The organism is Flavobacterium sp. U410 (genome assembly GCF_053570605.1).
This window is the reverse complement of the sequence record NZ_JBSEFI010000035.1, coordinates 1-24,633: the sequence shown is the minus strand read 5'-3', so window position 1 is coordinate 24,633 and position 24,633 is coordinate 1. Positions and strand designations below refer to the sequence as shown.

Sequence of the window (24,633 nt, the reverse complement as noted above, 5' to 3'; positions counted from 1 at the left end):
TATCTAAAATACTCGTATAATATATTATTGTGTGTGATTTTGTAATGTTATATATTTGCACTCTAATTTAAATATGATGATTAAGATAACATTACCAGACGGTTCGGTTAAAGAGTTTGCACAAGGTGCAACTCCTATGGATGTGGCCTTGAGTATTAGCGAGGGCTTAGCTAGAAATGTAATTTCAGCTTCTTTTAATGGTACAACCATTGAAACCACTACTCCATTGACCACGGATGGTTCTCTTATATTATATACTTGGAACAACGACGAGGGCAAAAAAGCTTTTTGGCATTCTACTTCACACGTAATGGCTCAGGCTATTGAAGAAAAATATCCGAATGCTAAATTAACTTTAGGGCCAGCTATTGCAAACGGTTTTTACTACGACGTTGATTTTGGTGATGAGAAATTCACTGATGCAGACTTTAAAGCTATTGAAGATAGAGTTTTAGAAATATCGAAAGAGAAACATGATTTCAAAATGCGTTCGGTTTCTAAAGCAGAAGCATTAGATATATATAAGGACAACGAATACAAAACGGAATTAATTTCGAATTTAGAAGACGGAACGATTACTTTTTGCGATCATTCTAACTTCTTTGATTTGTGTCGTGGTGGTCATATTCCGAATACAGGAATTATCAAGGCCATGAAAATCCTTTCGGTAGCAGGTGCTTACTGGAGAGGAGACGAAAAAAACAAACAGTTAACTCGTGTTTATGGAATTTCGTTTCCTAAACAAAAGGATTTAACGGATTATCTTCAATTATTAGAGGAAGCTAAAAAACGTGACCACAGAAAACTAGGTAAAGAATTAGAATTATTCCATTTTTCACAAAAAGTAGGTCAAGGTTTACCTTTATGGCTACCAAAAGGAGCTGCTTTACGCGATCGTTTAGAGCAATTTTTGAAAAAAGCTCAGAAAAAAGCAGGATACGAGCAAGTGGTTACTCCTCATATTGGTCAAAAAGAATTATATGTAACATCTGGTCACTATGCAAAATATGGTGCTGATAGTTTTCAACCGATTCACACGCCAGCTGAAGGAGAAGAATTTTTACTAAAACCAATGAACTGCCCTCACCACTGTGAGATTTACAATGCAAAACCTTGGTCATATAAAGATTTACCAAAACGCTATGCTGAATTTGGAACTGTATATAGATATGAGCAATCAGGAGAATTACATGGTTTAACACGTGTAAGAGGTTTCACTCAAGATGATGCTCACATTTTCTGTACACCAGATCAATTAGACGCTGAATTTAAAAATGTAATTGACTTAGTGTTATATGTATTTGGATCATTAGGATTTGAAAACTTTACTGCTCAAGTTTCAGTTAGAGATTTAGACAATCCTGATAAATATATAGGAAGCGTTGAAAACTGGGAAAAAGCAGAAAATGCAATTATCAGTGCAGCAAAAGATAAAGGATTAAATTATATAATTGAATCAGGGGAAGCTGCTTTCTACGGACCAAAACTAGACTTTATGGTTAAAGATGCTTTAGGCAGAAGTTGGCAGTTAGGAACAATCCAGGTTGATTACAATTTACCGGAGCGTTTTGATTTGACTTACAAAGGAAGCGACAATGAGTTACACCGTCCGGTTATGATTCACCGTGCACCTTTTGGAAGCATGGAACGATTTGTAGCGATTTTATTAGAACATACAGCAGGTAATTTCCCAATTTGGTTAATGCCTGAGCAAGCTATTATCTTGTCTTTAAGCGAGAAATATGAAAAATATGCTCAAAAAGTTTTAAATTTGCTAGAAAATCACGAAATTCGCGCCCAAATTGACAATAGAAACGAAACTATTGGGAAGAAAATCCGAGAGGCAGAAGTTCAAAAGTTCCCATTCATGCTGATTGTAGGTGAGGAAGAAGAGAAAAACGGAACGATTTCGGTGAGACGTCATGGTGATTCAGGAAAATCGAATCAAAGTATGACGATTGAAGAGTTTTCCCAATTGATTCAGGAAGAAATTGACAAAACATTAAAACAATTTTAAGTCTAACTAAAAATTTATAGCCATAGCAATTAGAAACAACAGAAGGGGTTTTACTCCTAGAGAAGAAAAGAAAGACGCACACCGAATTAATGAAAAAATTCGCGTGCCTGAAGTGCGTTTAGTAGGTGACAACATTGAAACCGGAGTCTATAAGACTGCTGAAGCTTTACGAATGGCAACTGAGCAAGAATTGGATTTGGTAGAAATTTCACCAAACGCTGCTCCGCCGGTTTGTAAGATAATGGATTATGGGAAGTTTTTGTACCAACAAAAGAAGCGCGATAAAGAGCTTAAAGCAAAATCGACCCAAATTGTCGTGAAAGAAATTCGTTTTGGTCCTCAAACGGATGAGCACGATTATGAGTTCAAGAAGAAGAATGCTATCAAGTTTTTACAAGATGGTGCTAAATTAAAAGCGTTTGTTTTCTTCAAAGGACGTTCTATTATTTACAAAGAGCAAGGTCAGATTTTATTATTGCGTTTGGCTCAAGACTTAGAAGAGTATGGAAAAGTAGAAAACATGCCGGTTCTTGAAGGAAAACGTATGATTATTTATATTGCTCCAAAAAAGAAAGCAAAATAATTAAGATTCTGATGCAAGTTCAGAATAACAAAAAATAAGTAAGATAAACAAATAACAGGAAGAAAATGCCTAAAATGAAAACTAAATCTGGAGCTAAAAAACGTTTCGTTGTTACAGGTTCTGGAAAAATCAAAAGAAAGCACGCTTTTAAAAGTCACATTTTGACTAAAAAATCTAAAAAGCGTAAATTAGCTTTAACTCACTCTGCTTTAGTTAACAAAGCTGACGAAAGAAGTGTGAAAGAACAATTAAGATTAGTATAATTCTAATCTCGGTTTTTTAAAAATTATTAATAACCCTGGAGTGGGCAACTGAAAAGTTAAAAGTGAAATAATATTCCGCCTTACTACAAAAATTCAAAAGATTATGCCTAGATCAGTAAATCATGTTGCTTCAAGAGCAAGAAGAAAAAAAGTTTTAAAACAAGCCAAAGGTTACTTTGGAAGACGTAAAAACGTTTGGACAGTAGCTAAAAACGCGGTAGAAAAAGCAATGACTTATGCTTACCGTGACAGAAAGCAAAAAAAGAGAAATTTCCGTTCATTGTGGATTATGCGTATTAACGCTGCTGCAAGATTACACGGTATGAGTTATTCTCAATTCATGGGGAAAGTAAAAGCTAACAACATCGAGTTAAACCGTAAAGTTTTAGCTGACTTAGCAATGAACCACCCTGAGGCTTTCACAGCTATTGTGAATCAAGTTAAATAATAAACGTTTGTCAAACCTTATCTTACTTATATAAATAAATCCCGCTCTTTGAGTGGGATTTTTATTTTAACCTTTTTATATTATGCCTCGATTTTCTAATATCAAGTTAATTGTTTCCGATATGGATGGGACACTTTTAGATTCCAACCATAAATTGGCCTCTTCTTTTTTTGAAACATATATCAAGTTAAAAGAAAAAAACATCCTATTTATGGCTGCCAGTGGCAGACAATATTTTAGTATTGCCGATAAATTCACTCCTATTTTAGACGATATTACAATTATTGCTGAAAATGGTGCTTTTATTAAAAAAAACGGCACAGAACTATTTGTAGAAGCTATTGACATCCGTTTATTAAAAGGTGTTATTGAACACGCAAGAACTCTGCCTGATACTTACATTGTTTTGTGTGGCAAAAATGGCGCATATATTGAACAAGATCACGAAGAATTTATCAATTACTTCAAAGAGTTTTACTCGCAATATTTCTTAGTTGATAATGTATTAAAAGATAGCTCTGATTCGTTTTTCAAAATCGCTATTTATAATCCTCATGGTGCTGAAACTAATTTACACCCACATTTTGAACAATTCAAAAAAGATTTGCAGGTTAAAATATCAGGTGAGTTTTGGGTTGATATTATGCCTTTTAATATTAATAAAGGAAATGCGATAAACTACATTCAAAAACTGCATAACATTTCTAAAGAAGAGACCTTGGTTTTTGGAGATTATTTGAATGATTTAGAAATGTTTGAACAAGCGGGAGTTTCTATTGCTATGGAAAATGCACATCCCAAATTAAAAGCTATTGCGACACAAATCGCTAAAAGTAATAATGACAATGGTGTAATTGACATCCTCAATTCAAATATTTTAAAATAAAAATCCCGCAGTGCGGGATTTTTATTTCTATTTTAAAAGTGAAGCTTTCTGTATAAAATAAGTTTTGTTCATCATAGTAAACCAAATAAACTTCTTTCTACAGTTGAAGCATTTAAAATAGTTTAACGTAGGAATTAAATCTTTAATAGAATTCTTGTTTCCTCTACTTCTGTTGCATCTCGGACAAGACATATTTTTATAGTTTATTATACCAAATATAATAAAAAAATGAATATTTCCTACAAAAAAAAGTTAAAAAACAAGTGCATCGATTATTTATTGTTTTATTACTTTGTAAACAAATGGTTCCTTAGACTCAGAAAAAGCTTTTAAAAGATAGATTCCTGATTGGAATTTAGTCAAATCAATAGTTGTTTCCCCTCTATTAATTATTCTACTCTGTATTTCTTTTCCTAAAATATCATAGATAGAAATTTTTAATAATTCCATATCCGAATTTATAGTAAAAATACCTCTTGACGGGTTGGGATAAATCAATAATGGTTTACTTTCAAAACCTGATATGCTTAAAGCAGAAACTTGCACTTCAACAGGAACTCTATTAGAAATATATTCTTGAACGTTAGCCGATGAACGCACAGAAGCAGAATATTCTTCAACATAATAAATACCGTCTACCAAAGTTTCTGTATCTGTTAAAGGTATTTCATCAGTTTCAGTTAAATACCATCTAGCAATTCTACCAGATGAGGGAGAAGCAATTAAATCTCCTACTGTACTTCCTGGTGCTAACACTTGAATATCATCTGAAATTCTATTCACTAAAATCTCTAATCTATTGGTACTTTCGATATCACAAGTGGTTTGAGAGGCAAAATAACTCACATTATCAATCAATAAAGTAGAGTTTGCCAACTCGCTTCCCTCAACAGCTAAATCATACCATTTTATACTATTTCCTTCTATTTGTAAATCGGATAAAGAAACTGTGTTACCTGCAAAGATTTGTTCCGTCCAATTTGTGGTTGGCGCTATTGTAGGATCAACTGAATTAGCCAACATTTCCTCTTTCATAAAAGGAATACTTGTTGCTGAATCACAATCACCATTGCTTGCTATAACTGTATAAGAAACATCATTCATCATATTTAAAATTTGCCCAGAAGCATTTACAAATGGTCCAATCGGGTTAATAATATAAACTAATGCAGGATTATAATTAGATATAAAGCTTGTCCCATCTGTTGTACAAGTTGCAGGATTAGATAAAATAGTTGGTGTTTCTGTACTTTCTAATACAGAAAATACAAAATAAGGCGTATCATAGGCCGAACAAGTATCTGTAGCATCTAAATGATAATATACATTGTAGGTTCCTACAGCACTAGCGCTAGGCAAAATTTCACCAGTAATAGAATCAATTGCTAAACCAGCAGGTATTGCTTGATATGTTCCGCCGGCAAGAGCCGTATTCTGTGGTAAGTACGTCCCTGGTATATCATTACATATGTAAGCTACAGGATAATTAATTGTTCCTGAAAAAGATTCCTGAGCAATTAAATTAAAAGATCTTATCTGTGTACAACTAGTTATAAATAAATCATCTACTCTAACATAAATCTCCTCTGCTCCATTGGAAAGATAAGCTTCTGGAGAAAGAATTGGATCAGTGTAATTAAAAGCATCATCATAAGATGTGAAATAAACTATGTCATAATAGAAAGATTCTACACCATCCAACATGTATTCACTTTCTTTGGTCAAATCAAAAGTATAAGGTGCAGAAGCAGTGGTACACAACACTAAATCTTTAGGTTCATTATTCAAAACAAAAGATTCCGGTGATTTAACAACACTATCAAAAATCACTACTTCTGAATTATCGCATTGAGGATAACTTACTTCTGCTTTATACGTCGTACTGTCATTTGGACAAACGGTAATTGTATTTTGCCCTTCGCTTCCTGAAATTAACACTTCATTTGCGTACCATGAAATTTGACCGCTACTTATACCATCAGGAGAAAATCTCCACGCTTCATTTGTCGCTGACCAATTCCCTGTATTTCTACCCGGAGGAACTGTAGCTAAACTCCCAGCTTGATTTTGAATACCTATTACCCCCACTCCACCTTGCCAAGAAGTACAAGCTTCTCGTCTTTGAACATAAACCTCAATAACATTTGACGTTTCATAAAGTACAATTTGACTGGTTTGCAAGCCGACTGAATTGTTGCATTGAAATTGAGGTAACTGATTAAAATTTACTACAACTATTCTATTAGGCGCATTCCCTTCTATATAATAATTGACATTTTGTACATCAGGATTAGTCAAAAGAACACTTCTGATATCAGTATCCTGATAAACACCATAGATAGCATTTTTAATCGGAAAAGAGGAATTTGGAATAGATGTAGAAAAACTAAATGGACACATTCCACTAGGCGACTGCGTTCCTCCCAGTACTTCTCCAGCAATATCAAAAGTTATAACACCATTGCTCCCCACTAATAATTTATTATAAACTTGTCCGTAAAAACAAAAATTAAAAGGGAGGTTAAAAGTTGGAGACCATTTATCGTCACTCGTGTTATCCATAACAGTACCTCCTGTTAAAGCAAAAGGAGTGTTAAACGGAATAGATTGCACACTATAACTAGATGTTTCTTTTACATCAGAATAAGTAGCTGTCAAATCAACACAATCTCCCGGATTACATATAGGAACTGATTCTTGTATTGAAACTGTTGGAATTTGGGCTATAGAGCTAAAGCTAATCATTGCAAAACCAACGAAGAATAGTATTTTTTTCATCATAAAACTAAATTAAAACTTTGCTAAAAGTACTGAAAAAAACACAAACACAAAATCCCAAGAAATTCTTGGGATTTTGGCATATAAAGGGGTTTTGATTAATAGCAATAATCTCCCTTCACTTATCCTTATAATAAAATGTATTGAATGACTAAATAGAAGTAGAGCAATATAACAATTGCGAGTATGACTAAACCTATTGTTTTAAGTAATAGAAAAATGTTCTCTCCTATGTACTTTTTTTTGAATATGTAAATCATCTTGAAGTAATTTGGTTAAAAGCATCATAGTAAAGTGACGACTTTTAAAGCAAATAAGCAAAAAAAAGGTTTGAAATCGACCTCAGTTGTTACGAAAGTTAATGTATTTGTGATTTCTTTTAAATGATATTTAGTTTTTTAACTAAATCTTCGTAATAGTGCTTAGAAAGTGGGATTTTTGTATCACCTATAGATACAGAATTGGTCTCTATATTTGTGATATGGTTTAAGTTTACAATATATGATTTATGAGTTCTGAAGAATTGATCCTTATTTAATTTTTCTATAAAGCTCGAAAGAGATGCTCTTATTAATTCTTCTTTTTTTTGTCCTGTTTTTATTTCCAAATAATTTCCGTCTGATTTAATCCAAAGGATATCTTTCAGATACACTTTTGTATATTTAAATTTATCTTTTAAAAAAACGGCATCCTTTATTACTATATCTGAATTACCGGAATCTTTCTCGTCTTTCTGATCAATTTTATACATGGATATTTCTATAGTCGATAGTAATTGTTCTTTTTTAAAGGGTTTTACTAAATAACTAACAGGTTTTGTTTCTTTAGCTTTTTCTAAGGTTTGACTATCTGAATAAGAAGTGGCAAAGATAAATGGGATTTTATAGTGTTCATTGATATAATATGCTAAATCAATTCCATTTTTATTATCATTTAAGTTTACATCAAGTAAAATTAAGTCCGGCTTCTCTTTTTGATTTAGAATTCTGAGGGCTTCTTTATAATCCATAGCTATACCTATTACATGGTAACCTTGTTCCTGCAGAATAGACTTTATATCTTCAGCAATGATTAACTCATCCTCAACGATCAAAATTTTAATCATTTCTTTTCTTGTATAATTTTAGATTCTTAAATGTCACTACAAAAGTAGTGAATTCATCTGTACTATTAATTTTGAAGCTGCCTCTTAATTGACGGCTTAGTATGGAAACTATTTTTAACCCTAATGATTTTTGTTCTTCAAGTGAAAAGTCTTCCGGTAAAGGTTTTCCGTTATTACCTACTTTTAATTGATAATCTATATCTCCTAATGTATTTATCTCTATTCTTATAATTCCATTTTTTTGATCTACAAAAGCATGTTTGTAAGCATTTGAAACTAATTCATTAATTATCAATCCGAGAGGAACAGCTGTTTCAAAATCAAATCTGCATTTATGAGCTATAATTTGTACTTCAACATTTTGAGAATCTCCGACATAGGTTTGGGACAAAAAAGAGGATAAATCAGAGACATAATTTTCAATATCTACTTTGTCTATATCTTCAGATTGATATAATTTTTGATGAATTAGGCTCATAGCCTGAATTCTATTTTGCCCTTCTTTTAACATATAATAAACTTCTTCACTATGTAATTCAGAAGATTGCATATTTAACAAGCTTGAAATAATCTGAAGGTTGTTTTTAACACGGTGATGAATCTCTCTTAATAAAGTCTCTTTTTCATTTAATGATTTTTCAATCACCTCTTTTTGTTGTTCTACAATTTTTCGTTGTTTTTTATTTTCTTTTGAATTGTAGTAGATCACAGCTGTTAGAAAACTTAATATAATAAGACTTACTGCTATAATATAAATTAATGTTTCCTGTTTTTCCGCTCTTATTTTACTGGTTTTTTCTTTCTGCAATTGTTCTTGCGCTAATAATTCTTTTTCACGTTCAAACTCGTATTGCTTTTGTAATTCATACACTCTGTTGTTAATTTCACTATTAAACATTGAGTCGCTATATTTTTGGAATCCTTTCTGACTTTCGTAAGCTTCTTTATATTTTCCTGATTTTTCGTAAATCTTTGCCAAGTTTTCATAACAAAATTTAATGGATTCCAGCTCTCCAATTTGATTGGAAATTTTTAACCCGGATAATGTAAATTCTTCTGCTAATTTATAGTCCTGCTTTAAAAAGTAAACATTTCCTATTTCCCGATTAATGTCTCCCTGACCTGATTTATTGTCTGTTTTTTCGAAAATATTAAGTGCTATTTTAAAGTATTCCAAAGCTAGATTTAGCTTCCCCATCTCCATATAAGCTGTACCTATTCCTCTGGCTCCATTTCCAGTATGGTTAGATTCTTCACTTGCCGTTTTTTGGTAGGAATCTAAAAAAATATCTAACGCTTTTTGATATTTCTTATTCTCTAAATAGCTGTAAGCTAAATTTGTAGTAATGATGTCTTTTAGCCAATTTGCATTTGCAGTAGTATTTCCCTCGAGTAATAGTAATGCTCTATTGTAATAACTCGCTTCTAATGCTTTTTGATTTTGTTTTCCGTAAAGAATTGCTTTACTGTTATATACTCGTGCTTTTTTTACTTTATCCTCTATTTTTTCATAAGCTTGTAGAGCTAAATTGAGGTTTGTCATTGCTTCAGGAAAATTGTTCTGTATCAATTTTCCCCTTGCCAAATAAAAATAACTATCTCCTATATATACATAATTCTTGAAATGCTGTGAGATAGAAAGTGCTTTCTTTAAATAACTATCCGACAAATCAAAATCACTCTTATTATTATAGATTTTACCTAATAAATAATTAGATTTCATGACAAAAATTTCTGCATTTATACTTTGAGCCTTGCTTAATGCTTTTTCAGCAAATTCAACTGCTTCATCTGTATTAGAATCTTCTAGCTCTTTTGAAAGAGATAGTAGAATATTTATTTGAAGAGTATCAGAAGAAATCTTAGAAAGATGTTTTTGGTTTTTTACTATTGCTAACTCTCTATTTAAACTGTCAATAACAGGATTTTGTCCTAACAAAAAATTATTAGAAATACAGATTAATATAAAAATAAAAAAATAAAACAACCTTTTCATTAAGCTAAAATAAATATTTTAACCAATATTTTATAATTAATTTAAAAATATTGGTTAAATAAAAAGAGCCCTCTTTCTTAAGAGGGCTCTTTTCCCATTATTAAAACAAACTATTCTTTAATTAACTTAAATACTTCAGAAATATTCTCTGAATTGATAGTTTTAACTAAATACATTCCAGAGTTTAAAGCTGTAATATCAAAACTTGAAGTTCCTATTTCTATCTTTTGTTTTTTAACGAGCTTACCAACAATATCATAAATTTCAATCGTTAAAGCCTCCTCAGTATTCACACTAAATATTCCTTTTGTAGGATTTGGATACATTGCAAATTTGTTTTCACTAAAACTTGAAGCACCTAAAACTAAAGGACAAGTATTACCTGTTGTTACTATTGATCCTGATTTCCAATTTGATGTAGCTCCATTAAGAGTAAAATTATTTAATGTTCCATTGTTAGAGTTTATCTCATCTATTAAAGTTGTTACTGAAGCATTATTAATCAGATCAAATCCTTGATTAAACTTGTAATAAGCTAATAAGTTGGTTTGATTAGGTTGTAATTCACAATCCTTTGTAGCAACAATATCTTCTTCAGATAATACAACATTCCAAATTCTCAACTCATCAACATCTCCATTGAAGTAACTTCCAAAATTATTTGATGTTCCTATCTTTATAAAATTTGCGGCTGTTCTTGCTGCTGTACTTGATGTACCCGTACTTTCTAAAACGCCATTTATGTATAGTTGCATTTGTCCTGTCGATTGTTTCCATGTAACAGCTACATGATTCCAAGTTCCATTGTTAATATCACTTGTTGAAAGTATCGTAGTATCAGGTCCTCCAATTCCAAATGCTAATTTGCTTCCCATTAAAGAGGTACCGAAATCGGAAGTTACTCCTCCTATTTCATTATCAACAATTGAGTGACCATTATACCATTGTGCACCAGTAGTTCCGGTTGATAAAGTCTTCACCCAATATTCAATTGTAAAATCAGAAGTAAAAGGTTTGGGAACTTCTACAAAATCATTAACTCCGTCAAAATTTAAGTGAGTAGCAGGAACTACATAATCATAAGCAGAGATTTGAAATTGAGCATTTGAAGCCCCCAAAAAATTCTCCCAAACTCTAATATAAAATACTGTTCCGGGAGTTTGACCAAGTAAAAATACTTTTGAATAATTACCATTTCCGCTATTATCATCACAAGCAACTAAACTCAATGTTTCACAGACACCTGTGTAAACTTCGATCCCTGAATCATAAATTCCAACTCCATCAGTTTCAATGACTAAATTACCGGAAGCCGGTACAGTAACTGTATACCAAACATCACCTCCTTGATAATTACCACAACTTGGATTTGAAATACTTGAAGAACCTGTTGCTCCTGTCAATAAAACATCCTCAGGAAGATCATTAAAAGAACTACTACCAACAGTTAAATTTATAGCATCTGAACATTCGTCATTACTCAAATAAACATTTACTATAATTTGAACTCTTTCACTCTCACAACCATTTGCATTAGTTGAAGAAACCCAGTATGAAGCAGATCCTAATGTAGAAGTTGAAGGTGTTGGTGCAGTAGTACTTCCTGTTTCACCTGTTGCTGAAGTATACCATAATAATCCAGTAGCATTTGCTCCTTGTGTAGCTGTTAATTCAGAAGCAGTATCCCCTAGATAATATACCACAGGTGTAGAAACCGTTGGAGCACTTGGAACTACAGAGCCAGTAGTTACCGGTGAACCTGCCAACCAGTTTGACGTTGATCCAGTTAATACAAAATTCGTTAATGTTCCATTATTTGCATTAGTAGTAGCATCAGTCAAAGTTGTAACAGTTGAATTATCGGCTTGATCTATTCCTTGATTGAATTGATAATAAGCTAATAAGCCTGATTCATTACCCTGTAACTCACAATTCATAGAACCTGCAATTTGTTCTGCTGTTCTATCTTTATTCCAAATACGGAATTCATCCAAATCTCCATTGAAACGTTGAGTCGCTAAATTTAAATTTGAGCCAATATACAATATTGTATTTGCAGATGTATTTGAAGTAGAAGTTCTTGTTGCATCTAAAACACCATCAATATATATTGATTGCAATTTTGTATTTGCATTATATGTACATGCATAATGATGCCAATTGTTATCTGTAATTGATGCATTAGAATCTAAATCATTGGACCAAAATGAGAACGAAATTTTATTTGTTCCATATCTAAACAACATGGCGTTAAAATTATTGGAAGAGTTTGTCCCAGATGAGTATATGTATTGAAAGTCCCCCACAGTCTCTCTTCTTGCCCAAAATTCTATACTGAAAGATTGATCTGCAAAATTTAAATTAGATGCGGTTGTGATTCCATCATTAGCTCCGTCAAAATTCAAGTGAGTTGCTTGAGTGGTTGAACATACACCTGCACTCCCTGGGCTACCTTTAATTTCATGACCATTTATAAAAACTCCAGAACTTTCGTTTGAATCAATCCAATTTACAGGATCAGAATTATCAGAATTAACATCGCATAATTTAATTGAACTACCCAACCCTGCTGCATTTAATGGCCAAGGAGCTATATTGTTATAAGTAACAATATCTACTTGTGCTCCAAGATTATCAAGCAATTCTATTGTTTCTCCTCCATTTAATAAGACTCCTGAAGCCCACTGATCATCAGCTGTTCCAATTCCAAATAAATTATCTATTTTTGAACTACTGCCTGCTAAAACAAAATATTCTCCTGGATTCAAATTAATATTTCCAAAAGTATATGTTACACCTTGTGAAAAGTTATAATCTTGTAAATTCAAAGTAACACTCCCCCTATTGTACAATTCAATATATTCCAAAGAATCTGTTCCTGATTCTGGTGGATTATACATAATTTCAGAAATAACAATTTGTCCGTTTAACTTAGAAAGCGAAAGAAATATAGTAATAATCACTAAAAAAAATAAGTACCTCTGTTTCATTTTAATTATTTAAAAATTAATGAAGCAAAAATATTTTTTAAAAGAATTGTAGTGTTTTAAATGTTATAGAATACAGATTTTTGTATGTGAATGACAACTAAATGTTTTTTTGTAGTTTCTTGAAATAGGCAATTCAGTGTCATTAATAAAAACACTGGATGACGTTTTACTTATAATTTTATCTTTATTAATAACTACTGAGCGATGAATTCTTAAAAATTGTTCTTTATTTAATTTTTCATAAAACCTTTCTAATGATTCGCGAATTGTAATTTTTTTTGAATTAGTAAATAGGTCAATGTAATTTCCATCACTTTTAATAAACAATAGATCATCGTTAGAAAGTGTTATTTCATGAAAACCATCTTTAATTATTATTTGATTTGATTTTGTTTTAAAATCTGCTAATTGAATAGCTGCTAACAGATCCATTGTTCGTATCGGTTTCGTTAAATAAGATACCGGATTTACCTCTAAAGCTTTTTGTAAAGTAGAAAGTTCTGATTGACCTGTGATAAAAATAATTTTTGATTCTTTCACATGTTGTTTAGCCCAATCAATTCCGGTATCTCTTCCTTCGACATTGATATCCAATAAAACGACATCTGGTTTAAACGATTCTACTTTTTCTATTGCTTGATTAATTTTATAAGCAATTTCTAATTGAGTATATTGATTTTCGTTCAAGATATTTTTAATGTGATTTGCAATCAATACCTGATCTTCAACTATAAGTATTTTCGTCATTTATCCTATCTTTTTTGAAAAAGATATTTCAAATCCTTTTGAAACATCAATTATAAATTCTACTTCTAATTGCAAACACAATTGTGCCACTAATTTAGGGTTTATTTCAATAGTTTTAGGTTTTTCACCATTATCTTTATATAAAAAATGAAGCATGTCTTTTTCTTTTTGAATAGAAATCAAAATTGTTTTTTCTTGTTCCGGTAGATAAGCATGTTTTATAGAATTTATAATCAGTTCTGTAACTAATAATCCTATAAACATAGCCGTATCTGAATTCAATAAAACAGAATCATTTTTTAATTCTATTGCAATATTTCTCTCTTTAAAAACCTCATCATACACCACTTCTATTTCGCTTAAATATTCATTTATATTTACCTGTCTTTTATCAGCTGATTGATATAAATGTCTGTGAAGAATGGCTATGGTTTCTACTTTTGCTAATATCTTTCGGATCGGTATATTTTCAGAATCGGTATTTGTTTTTCTTAGTTCATCGGCAATTAAAATAGTAATTAATTGTAAATTATTATTGATTCTATGATTGGTTTCACTTAAAAGAAATTCATTCTCTTTTGATAACTTTTCCAATACTTTGTTATTTTTTTTAGCTTTTCTAAAAAAATAGAGAACCATTGAGGTTAACATTACAAGAAAAAAAAGAATACCTACAACAATAAAAAAATTGGCTCGGGAACTTTTAAGTTTGTTTGTCTGATTTTTTAAGTTTAATTCTTTAATTTCTAATTCTGAATCTTTTTTTTCTAGTTCATATTTTCGTTCGGCTTCAATAATTTGTTTATTCCATTTATTAATAAAATCTGCCTTTTCCAAATCATGAAAAGCTTCATAAGCAATAAGAGCTTCTTTATAATGACCTGTTCTCTCAAAATATTTTGCTTCTAAAAGTCTAAAATCTTTAAGATAAATATTATACTGCTTCTTCCGGGCAATTTCTAACCCTCTGTCAACATAAGCTTTCGTGATTTGCACTCTATTCTGTTTGTCGTATAAACGAATGATGTTAATTAGCACATTGGCTTCATACAATTCATCATTAATCTCTTTATAAATTTTTAAAGCCTGTTCATAATATTTTTCAGCAATAGGATTATCAAGATTTTCATAAGCATATCCTATTTCATTTAAAGATGAGGCTTGTAGAGAATTTGCCTCTTTATCTTTAAGTATATTTAATACTTTTTGAGAACAAAGTATAGAATTATAGTAGTTGTCTTCTTTTTCAATATAAATAGCTGCTCTTCTATTCCAAAAATATGCTTCTGTTTCGCGTGAAACACGGTGATTATCTATTATCTTTTTTGCTTCATTAAGATATTCCAAGGATAAATTCAAATCATATTTAGCCCTATAAAATTCTCCAATATTCAAATAGGTTTCGGCTAAAAGATTATATAATTTTAATTTATTGAAGATTGCTTCAGCTTCTTCATAGAATTTTAAGGCCTCCGGATAATTCTGTTTTAACTTTAATACTTTTCCAAAATTTAGTTTATAAATTCCTTTAATGGAATCATTAGAAAGTTCTGTATCATTTTTAATTTTTTCAAAAAAATATACAGCACTATCTATTTTAGATATTTTTAAATAGCTAATACCTTTCTGAAAATCCTGATTGAACTGAGCTGTGACAGGTATTATCGATAAAAGAAATAAAAAAATGCCAAGTGATTTTAATTTCATACTATGTTTTCTGCTTTTTCTTTCTAGCTGCAGGAAACAAAACGTTGTTTAAAATCAATCGATATCCTGGAGAATTGGGGTGTAAATCTAATACTGTAGGAGCATCGCCTACTCTATGCTGATAATCTTCAGGATCATGACCTCCGTAAAAAGTGAACATCCCTTTTCCTCTGGTTCCGTGAATGTATCGGGCTTCACCGTTAATTTTACATTCTCCTAAACGAAGGACATTACTTTTTATTAAGCTTCCTCTAAATGCTGTAGTTTGTCCCATGAAACCTTTGATAAGTTGCGTATGATTCTGGCACAACATTGTAGGAATCGGATCCCATTTCGCAGAAAAATCCATTAAAGAAAAATAATCTTGTTCAAATGGAATTGTTTTATTTACTCTATCATTAGTGGTATCAATATCTGAAAATTCATAAACCATCGGACTGCGTTCTAAAACAAAATCTTTAAACGCAAAACTATTGTTATAATTGATTGAAGCTTGGTAATTTGGCGAACTATTATCCCCATCAAACATGGGTTCACAAATATCAACACCATCAGCTGCAAGGGCAATATCGAAACTGTCAGTAGCCGAACACATAGCAAACATAAATCCGCCACCGATAACGTAATCTCTGATTTTTTTGGCTACGGCTAATTTTTCTTCCGATACTTTTTCGTAGCCTAAACTCTTCGCTAAATTTTCAGCTTGTTTTTTTTGTTCTATATACCAAGGGGCATTTCGATAAGCTCCGAAAAATTTCCCATATTGTCCGGTAAAATCTTCATGATGTAAATGCAGCCAATCGTATAGTAATAATTGATCACTTAATACCTCTGCATCATAAATTTCTGTGTATGGAATTTCGGCATACGTTAATACCATTGTCACGGCATCATCCCAAGGTTGTTTTCCTTTTGGAGTATAAACTGCAATTTTAGGAGCTTTTTCTAAAACTACTGTTTCCATGTTTTGAGAGGGACTGCTAATCATATCCAGAATGGAATTTGCAGCAGCATCTGATAATACTTCAAAACTTACTCCTCTGATTTGGCATTCTTTTCTAATTTCTGAAGCATCAGGCAATAAAAAAGATCCTCCTTTGTAATTTAAAAGCCAACTTACTTTATACTCTTTGGATAAAGCCCAATAGGTAATTCCATAAGCCTTCAAATGATTTTGCTGTCCTTCAGCATCCATAGGTAGTAATATAGAGGATGCGCTAACTTCTACCGCAAGGAATAAAGACCATAAAAATATAAAGAATGAAGTTATTTTCATGTCATTTTTATTCAAAGATAATAAGATTAATTTGGTTTGGCAAACAGGCAAAAACACCTAATAAAACAGGTATTTAAACCTTATTTTTATATCTATCATTTTCACCTATTGAAAAGCAAAACTAAATCATCACTTTTGTTTCTGAATAATTATAAAGAAATATATTATGCTAAATACAATTTTCTCAAAAGCAAAATTTGATTTAGTACTTAATAAACCTATTAAAGGAACACCTGTTTTAGAAAATCCAAACTGCTCTTTTAGCTATAATTGGGACTTTGACAAAAATATGGGACTTGCCCGGTTAGAAAGTATTGAGAATACTGGTTTAAACTTAACGCTTCACCCTCTTGGAATAGCTGGTATATTAGCTTTTATGTCGGATATGAGTCCGCTTACTGTCACTATTGATGGTAAAGAAGTTGTCATTTTTAGAGTAATTCTTGACATTGATCTAGTATCAGGGATTAAGAAAGCTGCTATCATGTTCAACCAAGACGGTTCAACAATTCAGACTACTGATAATTGGGAAAACGAACATGCAAATCTCATTAGCTAAAGAAGAAAGGGGCTGATTTCACAGCCCCTTATTGTTTTTATTAAAATTTTTGACTGATTTGTTCAATGTCTACAATTTTATTCTGAATGGCATAAACTACCAAACCTGCTATATTTCTTGCTTCAGTTTTTAATAGCAAATTATTCCTATGTCCATCTACCGTTCTCGGACTAATAAATAATTTTTCTGCAATCTCATTTGTATTATGTTGCATACAGATTAATTTTAATACCTCTTTCTCTCTTGAAGTAAGGTAGTCTTCTTCGATATTGCATTTTACTTTTTTATTTCCTGAAGATATTCCTTCATAAATAATTTCCATAACCATATCGTTGTAATAAAATCCTTTAGCTACAACTTCATTAATCGTTTTTACCATTTCTTTAGGAGAGGTATTCTTCACCAAATAGGAAGAAGCTCCTTCCTGAATCATATTTAAAACAAAGGATTTTGTTTCGTAACTTGTTAAAGCTATTATTTTTATATCCGGAAATTTACCATGAATCTTTTTTGTTGCTTCAACCCCGTTTAACAGAGGCATTTTTAAATCAATGAGAATTAAATCAGGTAAATTGTCTGTATTATTTTCTAAATAATCTACGAGTTCGCTTCCATTAGAGGCTTCAAAAATAATTTTAAAATTAGGTTCTCTTTCAAGTAAAAATGCAATGCCTTTTCTAAAAAGCAATTCATCGTCTGCCAATACTATTTTTACTACAGCATCCATATTTATTAGAAATTTAAAATTACTCGTACTCCTCGGTTAATAGCACTTTCTATTTTTAAATCTCCTTTTAAGAGACTTGTTCTACTTTCAATATTTTTTATTCCAAGTCCTCTTTGTTTTTTTATATCACTTACATCATATCCTTTTCCATTATCTATGTATTCACAAATCCGCCTTCCATCTTCAACTGTGAATTGTATATCTATTTTTCTTGCATCACCGTGTCGAATAGAATTATTAATTAATTCCTGTAATATTCTATAAAGATGTAAATGATTATTAATAGGTATATCTTCAAATATAGTTTGTTTGCATGTATTTTTATAATTTATTTGAATTTTATTTGCAATAGAAAAGTTATTACACAATTCTTCTATCGCGACGTCTAATCCAAAATTTTCCAAAACGGGCGGCAACAGATCATAAGAAATCCTTCGGGTACTTTGCAATACTTTTCCACAGACATTAATAATATTCGCTGTTACTTCTTTCTGTTCTTTATCTGATAAATCTTCAGCATTTAACATGTAACTACTCAATGAGATAATATTCAACTTTGAACTGATATCATCATGTAAATCTCTTGCAATTCTACTTCTTTCTTCTTCTTGCGCTAAGATGATTGCTTTAAGAATCTCTTTCTGATACTTAATCTCCATATCCTTATTCTCAATTTCTTTCTGAATAATTTTCTTTCGAGAATAATAAACAAATACTACTACTGCTATAGTCATCAAAATAAATGCTATAAACGTATAAATAATAGCCAGAATTAGCTCCTTATCATTAATAGCCCCTGCATTATTCATCTATTTCTTCTTTTATATTAAACCATTCAATCATTATTAATACTTGATATATTGCATATAAAACCGAGTTAAGTCCCCAAATTACTTTTCCTGCTGAAGAATTTAATACAATAATTATATTTCCTGAAAGAAAAACAACAGTACTACCGAATAAATATATTAGAATTCCCATGTTTATAAAATAATATGTTTTTCTCTCGTTCAGAATATTATAGAAATGAAACATCGAAAAAATTATCAACAAAAAAGACGTGAGAAATATTTCCAAAAGATTAAACTTCAGAAAAAGACCAACATCTAGTATATATTGAACAATTAAAACAGCAGGACATATCAACAAACTATATTTTATAATCTTTTTTTGAACACTATTTTTTAGAATAGATAAATAAAAAAGACCTAAAATGACAAACTGAAATATAAAATATAGATGAGACAAAAATAAATTATTAATTCCATTTCTTTTAAAAAAGGCTGTAAAGAACTGAATTATAATAATAACAGATAAATAAAACGTAAATATAAAATAAGATCTGGATACAAACTTTTTAAGTCCTAAAAGAAATAAAATAAAATTTGTACCCAGTAAAAGATATCCTATATAAGTAAAAGCAATTAACAATTTACCATTTTAGCTAATAAATGGAGCCTTCTGGTTACAAGTATTTGGACATGGTTCTGAAAAGTCATAGATATAATATCCTTTTTCTTCAGATATCATATCATTACCCGCTGCATCAACTCCTACGATCATTAATCTTTCTACTTGATTTTCATCAACTCCTAAATAAGCTCTTACATTAACAACTCCTTCTTCTTGCATTACTTGTTGAAAGTCTATTCCGGGAACAAGAAAAGCTTTAAGCTTGTTATGTTTATTATAAGTTCCTTCTTCTTGTTTCCATCTGTTTGCCCATGCTTGAGCTGTTTCCAAGGTAATCGTGTTTTTTGCCATACAATAACAAAGTTTTATTAAGATTAGTATTAGACAAATATATTACAAAACAAATATATTTCCTATTTATTATAAAAAAACAGGTATTTCTACGTGTAAATACAATTTATGTTAGTGATAAATTTGTAAGTATATTAAACACAAAAACTAATCACTATGTCAACTGAACCATTCATTGGAGAAATCAAAATTTTTGGTTTTTACTTTGCTCCTCAAAGTTATCAATTATGCGCAGGACAGATCATGTCTATTGCTCAAAACACGGCTCTTTTTTCTCTCTTAGGGACTACTTATGGAGGTAACGGACAAACAACTTTTGCGCTACCTGATTTAAGAGGCAGAATGCCTATTGGGCAAGGACAAGGACCTGGATTACCTAGTTATACTATAGGGCAAATGGCAGGAACTGTAACTACAACGCTTTTGAGTTCAAACATGCCTCAACATATACATACATTAAACTCAGTACAGGTTAAATTACAAGCAAATAGCGGAACAGCAGATGAAAACGCCCCTGGCGGTAACTTTCCTGCTATAGCGTTAAGTCCCGTATATACAGGGAATGGACCTAGTCCAAATACCTATACAGGTGGTGCACAAATTTCAGGAACAACTGATATAACTGGCGCTAATATACCTTTTAGTATCATGAATCCTTATTTAGCTATAAATTATTCGATTGCTATTTATGGAATTTTTCCAAGTAGAAATTAATTAGAGTTTAACTTTAAAATATATAATTATGTCAACAGAACCTTTTATAGGAGAAATTAAAATTTTCGGCTTTTACTTTCCTCCAAGAGGATACATGACTTGTCAGGGTCAACTACTTTCAATAGCTCAAAATACAGCTTTGTTTTCATTAATTGGTACTACCTACGGAGGTAATGGGCAGACCACTTTTGCTCTTCCCGATTTACAAGGAAGAATGCCAATTGGACAAGGACAAGGATCTGGATTACCAAACTATTCTATGGGAGAGGTTGGAGGTACAACAACTGTAACTCTAAATTCATCAAACTTGCCGGCACATGTACATACTATGAACAATACTCATGTTATGATAAAAGCTTCAACAGATACCGCAGATGAAAGTTCTCCAATAGGAAACTATCCGGCTATTTCTAATTCTCCTGTATATACAGGGAACGGACCTAGTCCAAATACCTATACAGGTGGTGCACAAATTTCAGGAACAACTGATATAGCAGGTAGTAATTACCCAGTAAGTATCATGAATCCTTACCTAACCATTAATTTTTCAATTGCAACTATAGGAATTTTTCCAAGTAGAAATTAAACATATCATTTAAGAATAAAGGAAACATTAAAAATGTTTCCTTTATAAATAGTATAAAAAATGCAAAAAATTGGAGTTCTTTTACCAAGATCTACTTATTATGAAACTATTAGCTTTGATATTTATCAAGGCCTTAAATCAGGCTTAGAAAATTTAAAAAGCAAAGAGTATAAAATCATAACAGAAAATATCGGTTTTGGCGCTGATAAACAGCAATGTTACCGAGCAGCCGAAAAATTATTATTAGAAGAAAATGTTAGTATTGTAATAGCATTTATCGGTCATAGAACAGCAGAATTATTAAGACCTTTATTTTTGGCAGCAAATAAAATATTACTTGTTTTAGATGCAGGTGCCAATTTACCGAATGAATGGCCTTCTTGCCCAAATATTTTCTATCACTCTTTACACAATGCCTTAGGAGCTAGGCTTACAGCTCTAAAAGCAGTAAATGATGGATTTAAAGAAGGAGCTTTAATAACAGGTTATTATGATGGTGGTTATCTCCATACCTATAGCATCAGTAAGAGTTTTGAAGATTTTAATGGAAAAATCGTTTTTAATCATGCAACAGGTTACAAAACAGAAGACTTTAGTATGGAACCCTTGCAGTCTCATCTGAATACTTACCCTAATACTGCTCTTTTGTCACTTTTTAGTGGTGATTTTGTACAATGGTATTTTAAAGAAATTGAAAAATATTTTAAGAATCATAATTTACCTATCTATTTAGCCCCTTTTGGCATGGAAGAATCGATGTTAGAAAAAGCTGTTTTTCCTAGTAATAATGTAAAGGGAGTTATTTCTTGGTCAAAAAAAATAAATAATTCAAAAAACAAAACCTTCATTGAAACCTTAGAAAAATCCGAAAAAAAACCCAATATATTTTCATTGATAAGTTGGGAAAGCGCTTTCATAATTGAAAAAATACTTAACTTATTAGACATTCATAAAAACAACATAATCGAAGTCTCTAACGGATTAAAAGATTTTGAATTTGATGGTCCAAGAGGTACTGTTTCTTTTGATTCTAAAACTAATACTACTTTAAGCCCATTATTTGAAGCCAAAATTGTTAAAAAAAATGGCTTTTGCGAAATTGAAATAGAAAAAAACATTTCTAATTATAAAGAAGAATTTGAAAAACTAACTTCTCTTGAATTAGAAAACATAAACTCAGCTTGGTATAATAGCTATACTTGTATTTAAAATGGAAAATAATATAAAAATAGTATTACTCTGTGGAGGTAGATTTGCTTTCAAAGCTTTACAATTACTGGCATTTGAAAAATTTTTATATGCAGTTGCTATTGGAAAAAGCTCAGATTCTATTGTAGATGTATTAGAAAATGAATGTAATGAAAATGAAATAGCCTTCAAATCATTCCCTAATAAAAAAAGTATGGCAGAAATGAAAGATTGGATTAATCATATAAAACCGGATTATATATTTTCCATTTCATTTCCTTTTTTGATTCCGGAAGAGGTACTCTCTTTTGGCAGTGATAAATTTATTAATTTCCATCCAGGTCCATTACCACAATATAGAGGCGTAATGCCAATTTTTGAAGTTTTAAAAAATCAAGAGAAACAAACCGCTATTTGTGCACATTTTATGAATTCCAATTTTGATGAAGGAAATATTATTTTTAATGATCCTATAAACATCAATGAAACTGAAACATATGGCAGCTTAACTGTAAAGTTAAGTAATCGAATAGCCCAAGTAGCACTTAATATGGCTAATATGTTGCAATATGCTAATTCGATCCCTAGTGTTGTTCAAGATGAAGATTTGGCTTATTATTATGAGAAACCAACCTTATCAGACACTTATATTAATTGGAAAAGAATGGATGCAAATGAAATTGTGGCTTTAATACATGCATGTAATCCATGGAATGGCGGAGCTGATACTACTTTTTTAGGACAACCTGCAAAATTAATTGATGCTAAAATAATAAATAAACCACATCATAATAGCTTTTCAGGTACGATTGTAGAAATTGTTGATGGTAATGAAATTCATATTGCTACATCAGATAATCAACTCATAGGTATTACAATAATACAAACCGAAGAAGGCATACAAACTATAAAACAATTACTTACAAAATATAATTTAATAGATTTAGCATTCAATTAAATAGTATATTTGTATAAAAATTAATACAAAAATAGTATGAAACAAAAAATTACTTTACTCTTATTCCTCATTTCCTTTATTTGTTTAAATGGAAATGCGCAAACTCAGTTTTGGAGCGACACTTTTGAAGACACAGGTGCTCCAAGTTCTGGAACAAGAACTCCTTCTATTACAGAATTTTCGTGTGGAGGAAATCCTGCAAATGCTTATTTTAAAAGAGCAGATTTAACAGGTATCGCTTTACAATCAGGATCATATAGTTCTTTTCAAGGAAGCAAATTTTGGGCTGCCGAAGATGTAGATCAAGGACCTACTTGTTCCGGAGGAAGTGTATCTGCAAATCAACAAGTTACTTGGTCTGGCATCAATATTTCTGGTAAATCAGGATTATCTTTTTCCGGTTTATTTGCTGCAAATTCTTCTTTTGGAAGCAATTGGGAAGGAGTATCTTTTGGAGCTAATCAAGATTTTGTTGCTGTCGAATATCGAATCGACGGAGGAGCATGGCAAAAGGCTGTAGGATTTTATGCAAGCTCAAGTTCACAATCTACTACTCTAAATTTGGATACGAATGGAGATTTAATAGGTGATGGCGCAGCTTTAACTTATTCTTTTGCTGAGTTTTCTGCAAATTTAACAGGAACAGGAACTACTTTAGATTTAAGACTTAATCTTTTTGCAAATGGTTCAGCAACAGAAGAAATAGCTGTAGACAACTTCCGCTTATTTGAAGCATCTTGTACAGCACCAACAGTACCTACAATTACAGCAACTTCAAACGTAGTTTGTGGAGAAGGATCTCCTAGTACTTTAAATATTTCCGGCAATCTGAATGATGCTACTGAATGGAGAGTTTATACTGGCTCTTGTGGTGGCTCTTTAATCGGAACTACAAATGGAACAACATTTATTGTTAACCCTACTGGATCTGGAACAACATACTATATCAGAGGCGAAGGTGGTTGTGTAACACCTGGAACTTGTGCAACAATAACTATTAATGTAAATCCTGCACTTACAGCTTCTATATCTTCACAAACTAATGTAGCATGCAATGGAGGAACAAATGGTGCTGCTACTGTAACACCTACTGGCGGAACTAGTCCTTTTAATTATTCATGGTCCCCTTCAGGAATCACTACGGCTACTGCAACTGGTTTGTCAGCTGGAACATACACTGTAATCGTTACAGATGCTAATAACTGTAGCGCTTCAACTTCTGTAACTATAACAGAACCAACAACTTTAGCTCTTACACCTTCTTCTCAAACGAATGTTTCATGTAATGGGGGCTCAAACGGTGCTGCTGCTGTAAATGTAGCAACAGGTGGTGCTGGTAGT

Annotated in this window: 21 protein-coding genes and 1 pseudogene; 11 read left to right on the top strand and 11 right to left on the bottom strand. The window is 31.4% G+C overall.

Annotated features, from left to right (window positions below):
* The first annotated feature begins 76 nt into the window (after positions 1-76).
* The 5 genes from thrS to ACUSJC_RS16285 all read left to right on the top strand — a co-directional run bounded on the left by thrS (position 77) and on the right by ACUSJC_RS16285 (position 4,197).
* A complete protein-coding gene (thrS, locus tag ACUSJC_RS16305; RefSeq protein WP_449270630.1) occupies positions 77-2,017 on the top strand; it encodes a threonine--tRNA ligase in 1,941 nt (646 codons plus the stop codon).
* A gap of 28 nt (positions 2,018-2,045) precedes the next feature.
* Positions 2,046-2,600: a translation initiation factor IF-3 gene (gene infC / locus ACUSJC_RS16300; protein WP_449270629.1), complete on the top strand. Its 555-nt coding sequence runs from the start codon at positions 2,046-2,048 to the stop codon at positions 2,598-2,600.
* A gap of 65 nt (positions 2,601-2,665) precedes the next feature.
* Positions 2,666-2,863, top strand: a complete 198-nt coding sequence (gene rpmI, locus ACUSJC_RS16295) for a 50S ribosomal protein L35 (RefSeq protein ID WP_449270628.1) — start codon at positions 2,666-2,668, stop codon at positions 2,861-2,863.
* A gap of 103 nt (positions 2,864-2,966) precedes the next feature.
* Positions 2,967-3,311: a 50S ribosomal protein L20 gene (rplT, locus tag ACUSJC_RS16290; RefSeq protein ID WP_449270627.1), complete on the top strand. Its 345-nt coding sequence runs from the start codon at positions 2,967-2,969 to the stop codon at positions 3,309-3,311.
* Between the two features lie 82 nt (positions 3,312-3,393).
* Positions 3,394-4,197, top strand: a complete 804-nt coding sequence (locus ACUSJC_RS16285; protein WP_449270626.1) for an HAD family hydrolase — start codon at positions 3,394-3,396, stop codon at positions 4,195-4,197.
* 276 nt (positions 4,198-4,473) lie between these two features.
* Here the strand turns inward: ACUSJC_RS16285 and ACUSJC_RS16280 are convergent, their stop codons facing one another.
* The 7 genes from ACUSJC_RS16280 to ACUSJC_RS16250 form a co-directional block, all read right to left on the bottom strand.
* Positions 4,474-6,978, bottom strand: coding sequence for a T9SS type A sorting domain-containing protein (locus tag ACUSJC_RS16280; protein WP_449270625.1), 2,505 nt, complete (start codon positions 6,976-6,978; stop codon positions 4,474-4,476).
* A 376-nt stretch (positions 6,979-7,354) separates the two neighbouring features.
* Positions 7,355-8,080 (bottom strand): LytR/AlgR family response regulator transcription factor, encoded by a 726-nt coding sequence (locus ACUSJC_RS16275; RefSeq protein WP_449270624.1) that lies wholly within the window; start codon positions 8,078-8,080, stop codon positions 7,355-7,357.
* On the bottom strand, positions 8,073-10,076 hold the full coding sequence (locus tag ACUSJC_RS16270) for a tetratricopeptide repeat-containing sensor histidine kinase (RefSeq protein ID WP_449270623.1): 2,004 nt from the start codon (positions 10,074-10,076) through the stop codon (positions 8,073-8,075). The genes ACUSJC_RS16275 and ACUSJC_RS16270 overlap by 8 nt, the downstream gene beginning before the upstream one ends.
* Before the next feature lie 110 nt (positions 10,077-10,186).
* Positions 10,187-13,066, bottom strand: a complete 2,880-nt coding sequence (locus ACUSJC_RS16265; RefSeq protein WP_449270622.1) for a LamG-like jellyroll fold domain-containing protein — start codon at positions 13,064-13,066, stop codon at positions 10,187-10,189.
* A gap of 63 nt (positions 13,067-13,129) precedes the next feature.
* Positions 13,130-13,813 (bottom strand): LytR/AlgR family response regulator transcription factor, encoded by a 684-nt coding sequence (locus ACUSJC_RS16260; protein ID WP_449270621.1) that lies wholly within the window; start codon positions 13,811-13,813, stop codon positions 13,130-13,132.
* A complete protein-coding gene (locus ACUSJC_RS16255) occupies positions 13,814-15,520 on the bottom strand; it encodes a sensor histidine kinase (protein ID WP_449270620.1) in 1,707 nt (568 codons plus the stop codon).
* A gap of 1 nt (position 15,521) precedes the next feature.
* Entirely contained in the window at positions 15,522-16,796 is a 1,275-nt protein-coding gene (locus tag ACUSJC_RS16250; protein ID WP_449270619.1) for an asparagine synthetase B, read from the bottom strand.
* Positions 16,797-16,962: 166 nt separating this feature from the next.
* Here ACUSJC_RS16250 and ACUSJC_RS16245 point away from each other — a divergent pair, with 166 nt between their 5' ends.
* A complete protein-coding gene (locus ACUSJC_RS16245) occupies positions 16,963-17,355 on the top strand; it encodes a hypothetical protein (RefSeq protein WP_449270618.1) in 393 nt (130 codons plus the stop codon).
* Positions 17,356-17,395: 40 nt separating this feature from the next.
* On the opposite strand, the gene ACUSJC_RS16240 is transcribed toward ACUSJC_RS16245, so the two are convergent.
* The 4 genes from ACUSJC_RS16240 to ACUSJC_RS16225 form a co-directional block, all read right to left on the bottom strand.
* Complete coding sequence (locus ACUSJC_RS16240; RefSeq protein ID WP_449270617.1) at positions 17,396-18,082, bottom strand: response regulator; 687 nt, start codon at positions 18,080-18,082, stop codon at positions 17,396-17,398.
* A 5-nt stretch (positions 18,083-18,087) separates the two neighbouring features.
* Positions 18,088-18,891, bottom strand: coding sequence for a sensor histidine kinase (locus ACUSJC_RS16235; RefSeq protein ID WP_449270616.1), 804 nt, complete (start codon positions 18,889-18,891; stop codon positions 18,088-18,090).
* Positions 18,884-19,063 (bottom strand): hypothetical protein, encoded by a 180-nt coding sequence (locus ACUSJC_RS16230; protein ID WP_449270615.1) that lies wholly within the window; start codon positions 19,061-19,063, stop codon positions 18,884-18,886. Before ACUSJC_RS16230 ends, ACUSJC_RS16235 begins: the two co-directional genes overlap by 8 nt.
* Positions 19,064-19,522: 459 nt before the next feature.
* The gene (locus ACUSJC_RS16225; protein WP_449270614.1) at positions 19,523-19,846 is read right to left on the bottom strand and encodes a hypothetical protein; all 324 of its coding nucleotides are present in this window, start codon (positions 19,844-19,846) and stop codon (positions 19,523-19,525) included.
* 156 nt (positions 19,847-20,002) lie between these two features.
* On the opposite strand from ACUSJC_RS16225, the gene ACUSJC_RS16220 reads away from it, so the two are divergent.
* The 5 genes and pseudogenes from ACUSJC_RS16220 to ACUSJC_RS16200 form a co-directional block, all read left to right on the top strand.
* Entirely contained in the window at positions 20,003-20,560 is a 558-nt protein-coding gene (locus ACUSJC_RS16220) for a phage tail protein (RefSeq protein WP_449270613.1), read from the top strand.
* 28 nt (positions 20,561-20,588) lie between these two features.
* Entirely contained in the window at positions 20,589-21,146 is a 558-nt protein-coding gene (locus ACUSJC_RS16215) for a phage tail protein (protein WP_449270612.1), read from the top strand.
* Between the two features lie 60 nt (positions 21,147-21,206).
* Entirely contained in the window at positions 21,207-22,355 is a 1,149-nt protein-coding gene (locus tag ACUSJC_RS16210) for an ABC transporter substrate-binding protein (protein ID WP_449270611.1), read from the top strand.
* A gap of 1 nt (position 22,356) precedes the next feature.
* Positions 22,357-23,292 (top strand): methionyl-tRNA formyltransferase, encoded by a 936-nt coding sequence (locus ACUSJC_RS16205; RefSeq protein ID WP_449270610.1) that lies wholly within the window; start codon positions 22,357-22,359, stop codon positions 23,290-23,292.
* Between the two features lie 36 nt (positions 23,293-23,328).
* Positions 23,329-24,633, top strand: a pseudogene (locus tag ACUSJC_RS16200) (hypothetical protein); the annotation flags it as partial.

Bases quoted from the DNA above. Each gene is read 5' to 3' on its own strand.
- ACUSJC_RS16230 (WP_449270615.1), bottom strand. From the start codon at position 19,063: ATGGGAATTCTAATATATTTATTCGGTAGTACTGTTGTTTTTCTTTCA.
- rpmI (WP_449270628.1), top strand. From the start codon at position 2,666: ATGCCTAAAATGAAAACTAAATCTGGAGCTAAAAAACGTTTCGTTGTT.
- ACUSJC_RS16210 (WP_449270611.1), top strand. From the start codon at position 21,207: ATGCAAAAAATTGGAGTTCTTTTACCAAGATCTACTTATTATGAAACT.
- ACUSJC_RS16260 (WP_449270621.1), bottom strand. From the start codon at position 13,813: ATGACGAAAATACTTATAGTTGAAGATCAGGTATTGATTGCAAATCAC.
- ACUSJC_RS16270 (WP_449270623.1), bottom strand. From the start codon at position 10,076: ATGAAAAGGTTGTTTTATTTTTTTATTTTTATATTAATCTGTATTTCT.
- ACUSJC_RS16220 (WP_449270613.1), top strand. From the start codon at position 20,003: ATGTCAACTGAACCATTCATTGGAGAAATCAAAATTTTTGGTTTTTAC.
- ACUSJC_RS16225 (WP_449270614.1), bottom strand. From the start codon at position 19,846: ATGGCAAAAAACACGATTACCTTGGAAACAGCTCAAGCATGGGCAAAC.
- ACUSJC_RS16245 (WP_449270618.1), top strand. From the start codon at position 16,963: ATGCTAAATACAATTTTCTCAAAAGCAAAATTTGATTTAGTACTTAAT.
- ACUSJC_RS16275 (WP_449270624.1), bottom strand. From the start codon at position 8,080: ATGATTAAAATTTTGATCGTTGAGGATGAGTTAATCATTGCTGAAGAT.
- ACUSJC_RS16280 (WP_449270625.1), bottom strand. From the start codon at position 6,978: ATGATGAAAAAAATACTATTCTTCGTTGGTTTTGCAATGATTAGCTTT.
- ACUSJC_RS16205 (WP_449270610.1), top strand. From the start codon at position 22,357: ATGGAAAATAATATAAAAATAGTATTACTCTGTGGAGGTAGATTTGCT.
- ACUSJC_RS16240 (WP_449270617.1), bottom strand. From the start codon at position 18,082: ATGGATGCTGTAGTAAAAATAGTATTGGCAGACGATGAATTGCTTTTT.
- ACUSJC_RS16285 (WP_449270626.1), top strand. From the start codon at position 3,394: ATGCCTCGATTTTCTAATATCAAGTTAATTGTTTCCGATATGGATGGG.
- ACUSJC_RS16235 (WP_449270616.1), bottom strand. From the start codon at position 18,891: ATGAATAATGCAGGGGCTATTAATGATAAGGAGCTAATTCTGGCTATT.
- ACUSJC_RS16255 (WP_449270620.1), bottom strand. From the start codon at position 15,520: ATGAAATTAAAATCACTTGGCATTTTTTTATTTCTTTTATCGATAATA.
- ACUSJC_RS16250 (WP_449270619.1), bottom strand. From the start codon at position 16,796: ATGAAAATAACTTCATTCTTTATATTTTTATGGTCTTTATTCCTTGCG.
- ACUSJC_RS16215 (WP_449270612.1), top strand. From the start codon at position 20,589: ATGTCAACAGAACCTTTTATAGGAGAAATTAAAATTTTCGGCTTTTAC.
- ACUSJC_RS16265 (WP_449270622.1), bottom strand. From the start codon at position 13,066: ATGAAACAGAGGTACTTATTTTTTTTAGTGATTATTACTATATTTCTT.
- thrS (WP_449270630.1), top strand. From the start codon at position 77: ATGATTAAGATAACATTACCAGACGGTTCGGTTAAAGAGTTTGCACAA.
- rplT (WP_449270627.1), top strand. From the start codon at position 2,967: ATGCCTAGATCAGTAAATCATGTTGCTTCAAGAGCAAGAAGAAAAAAA.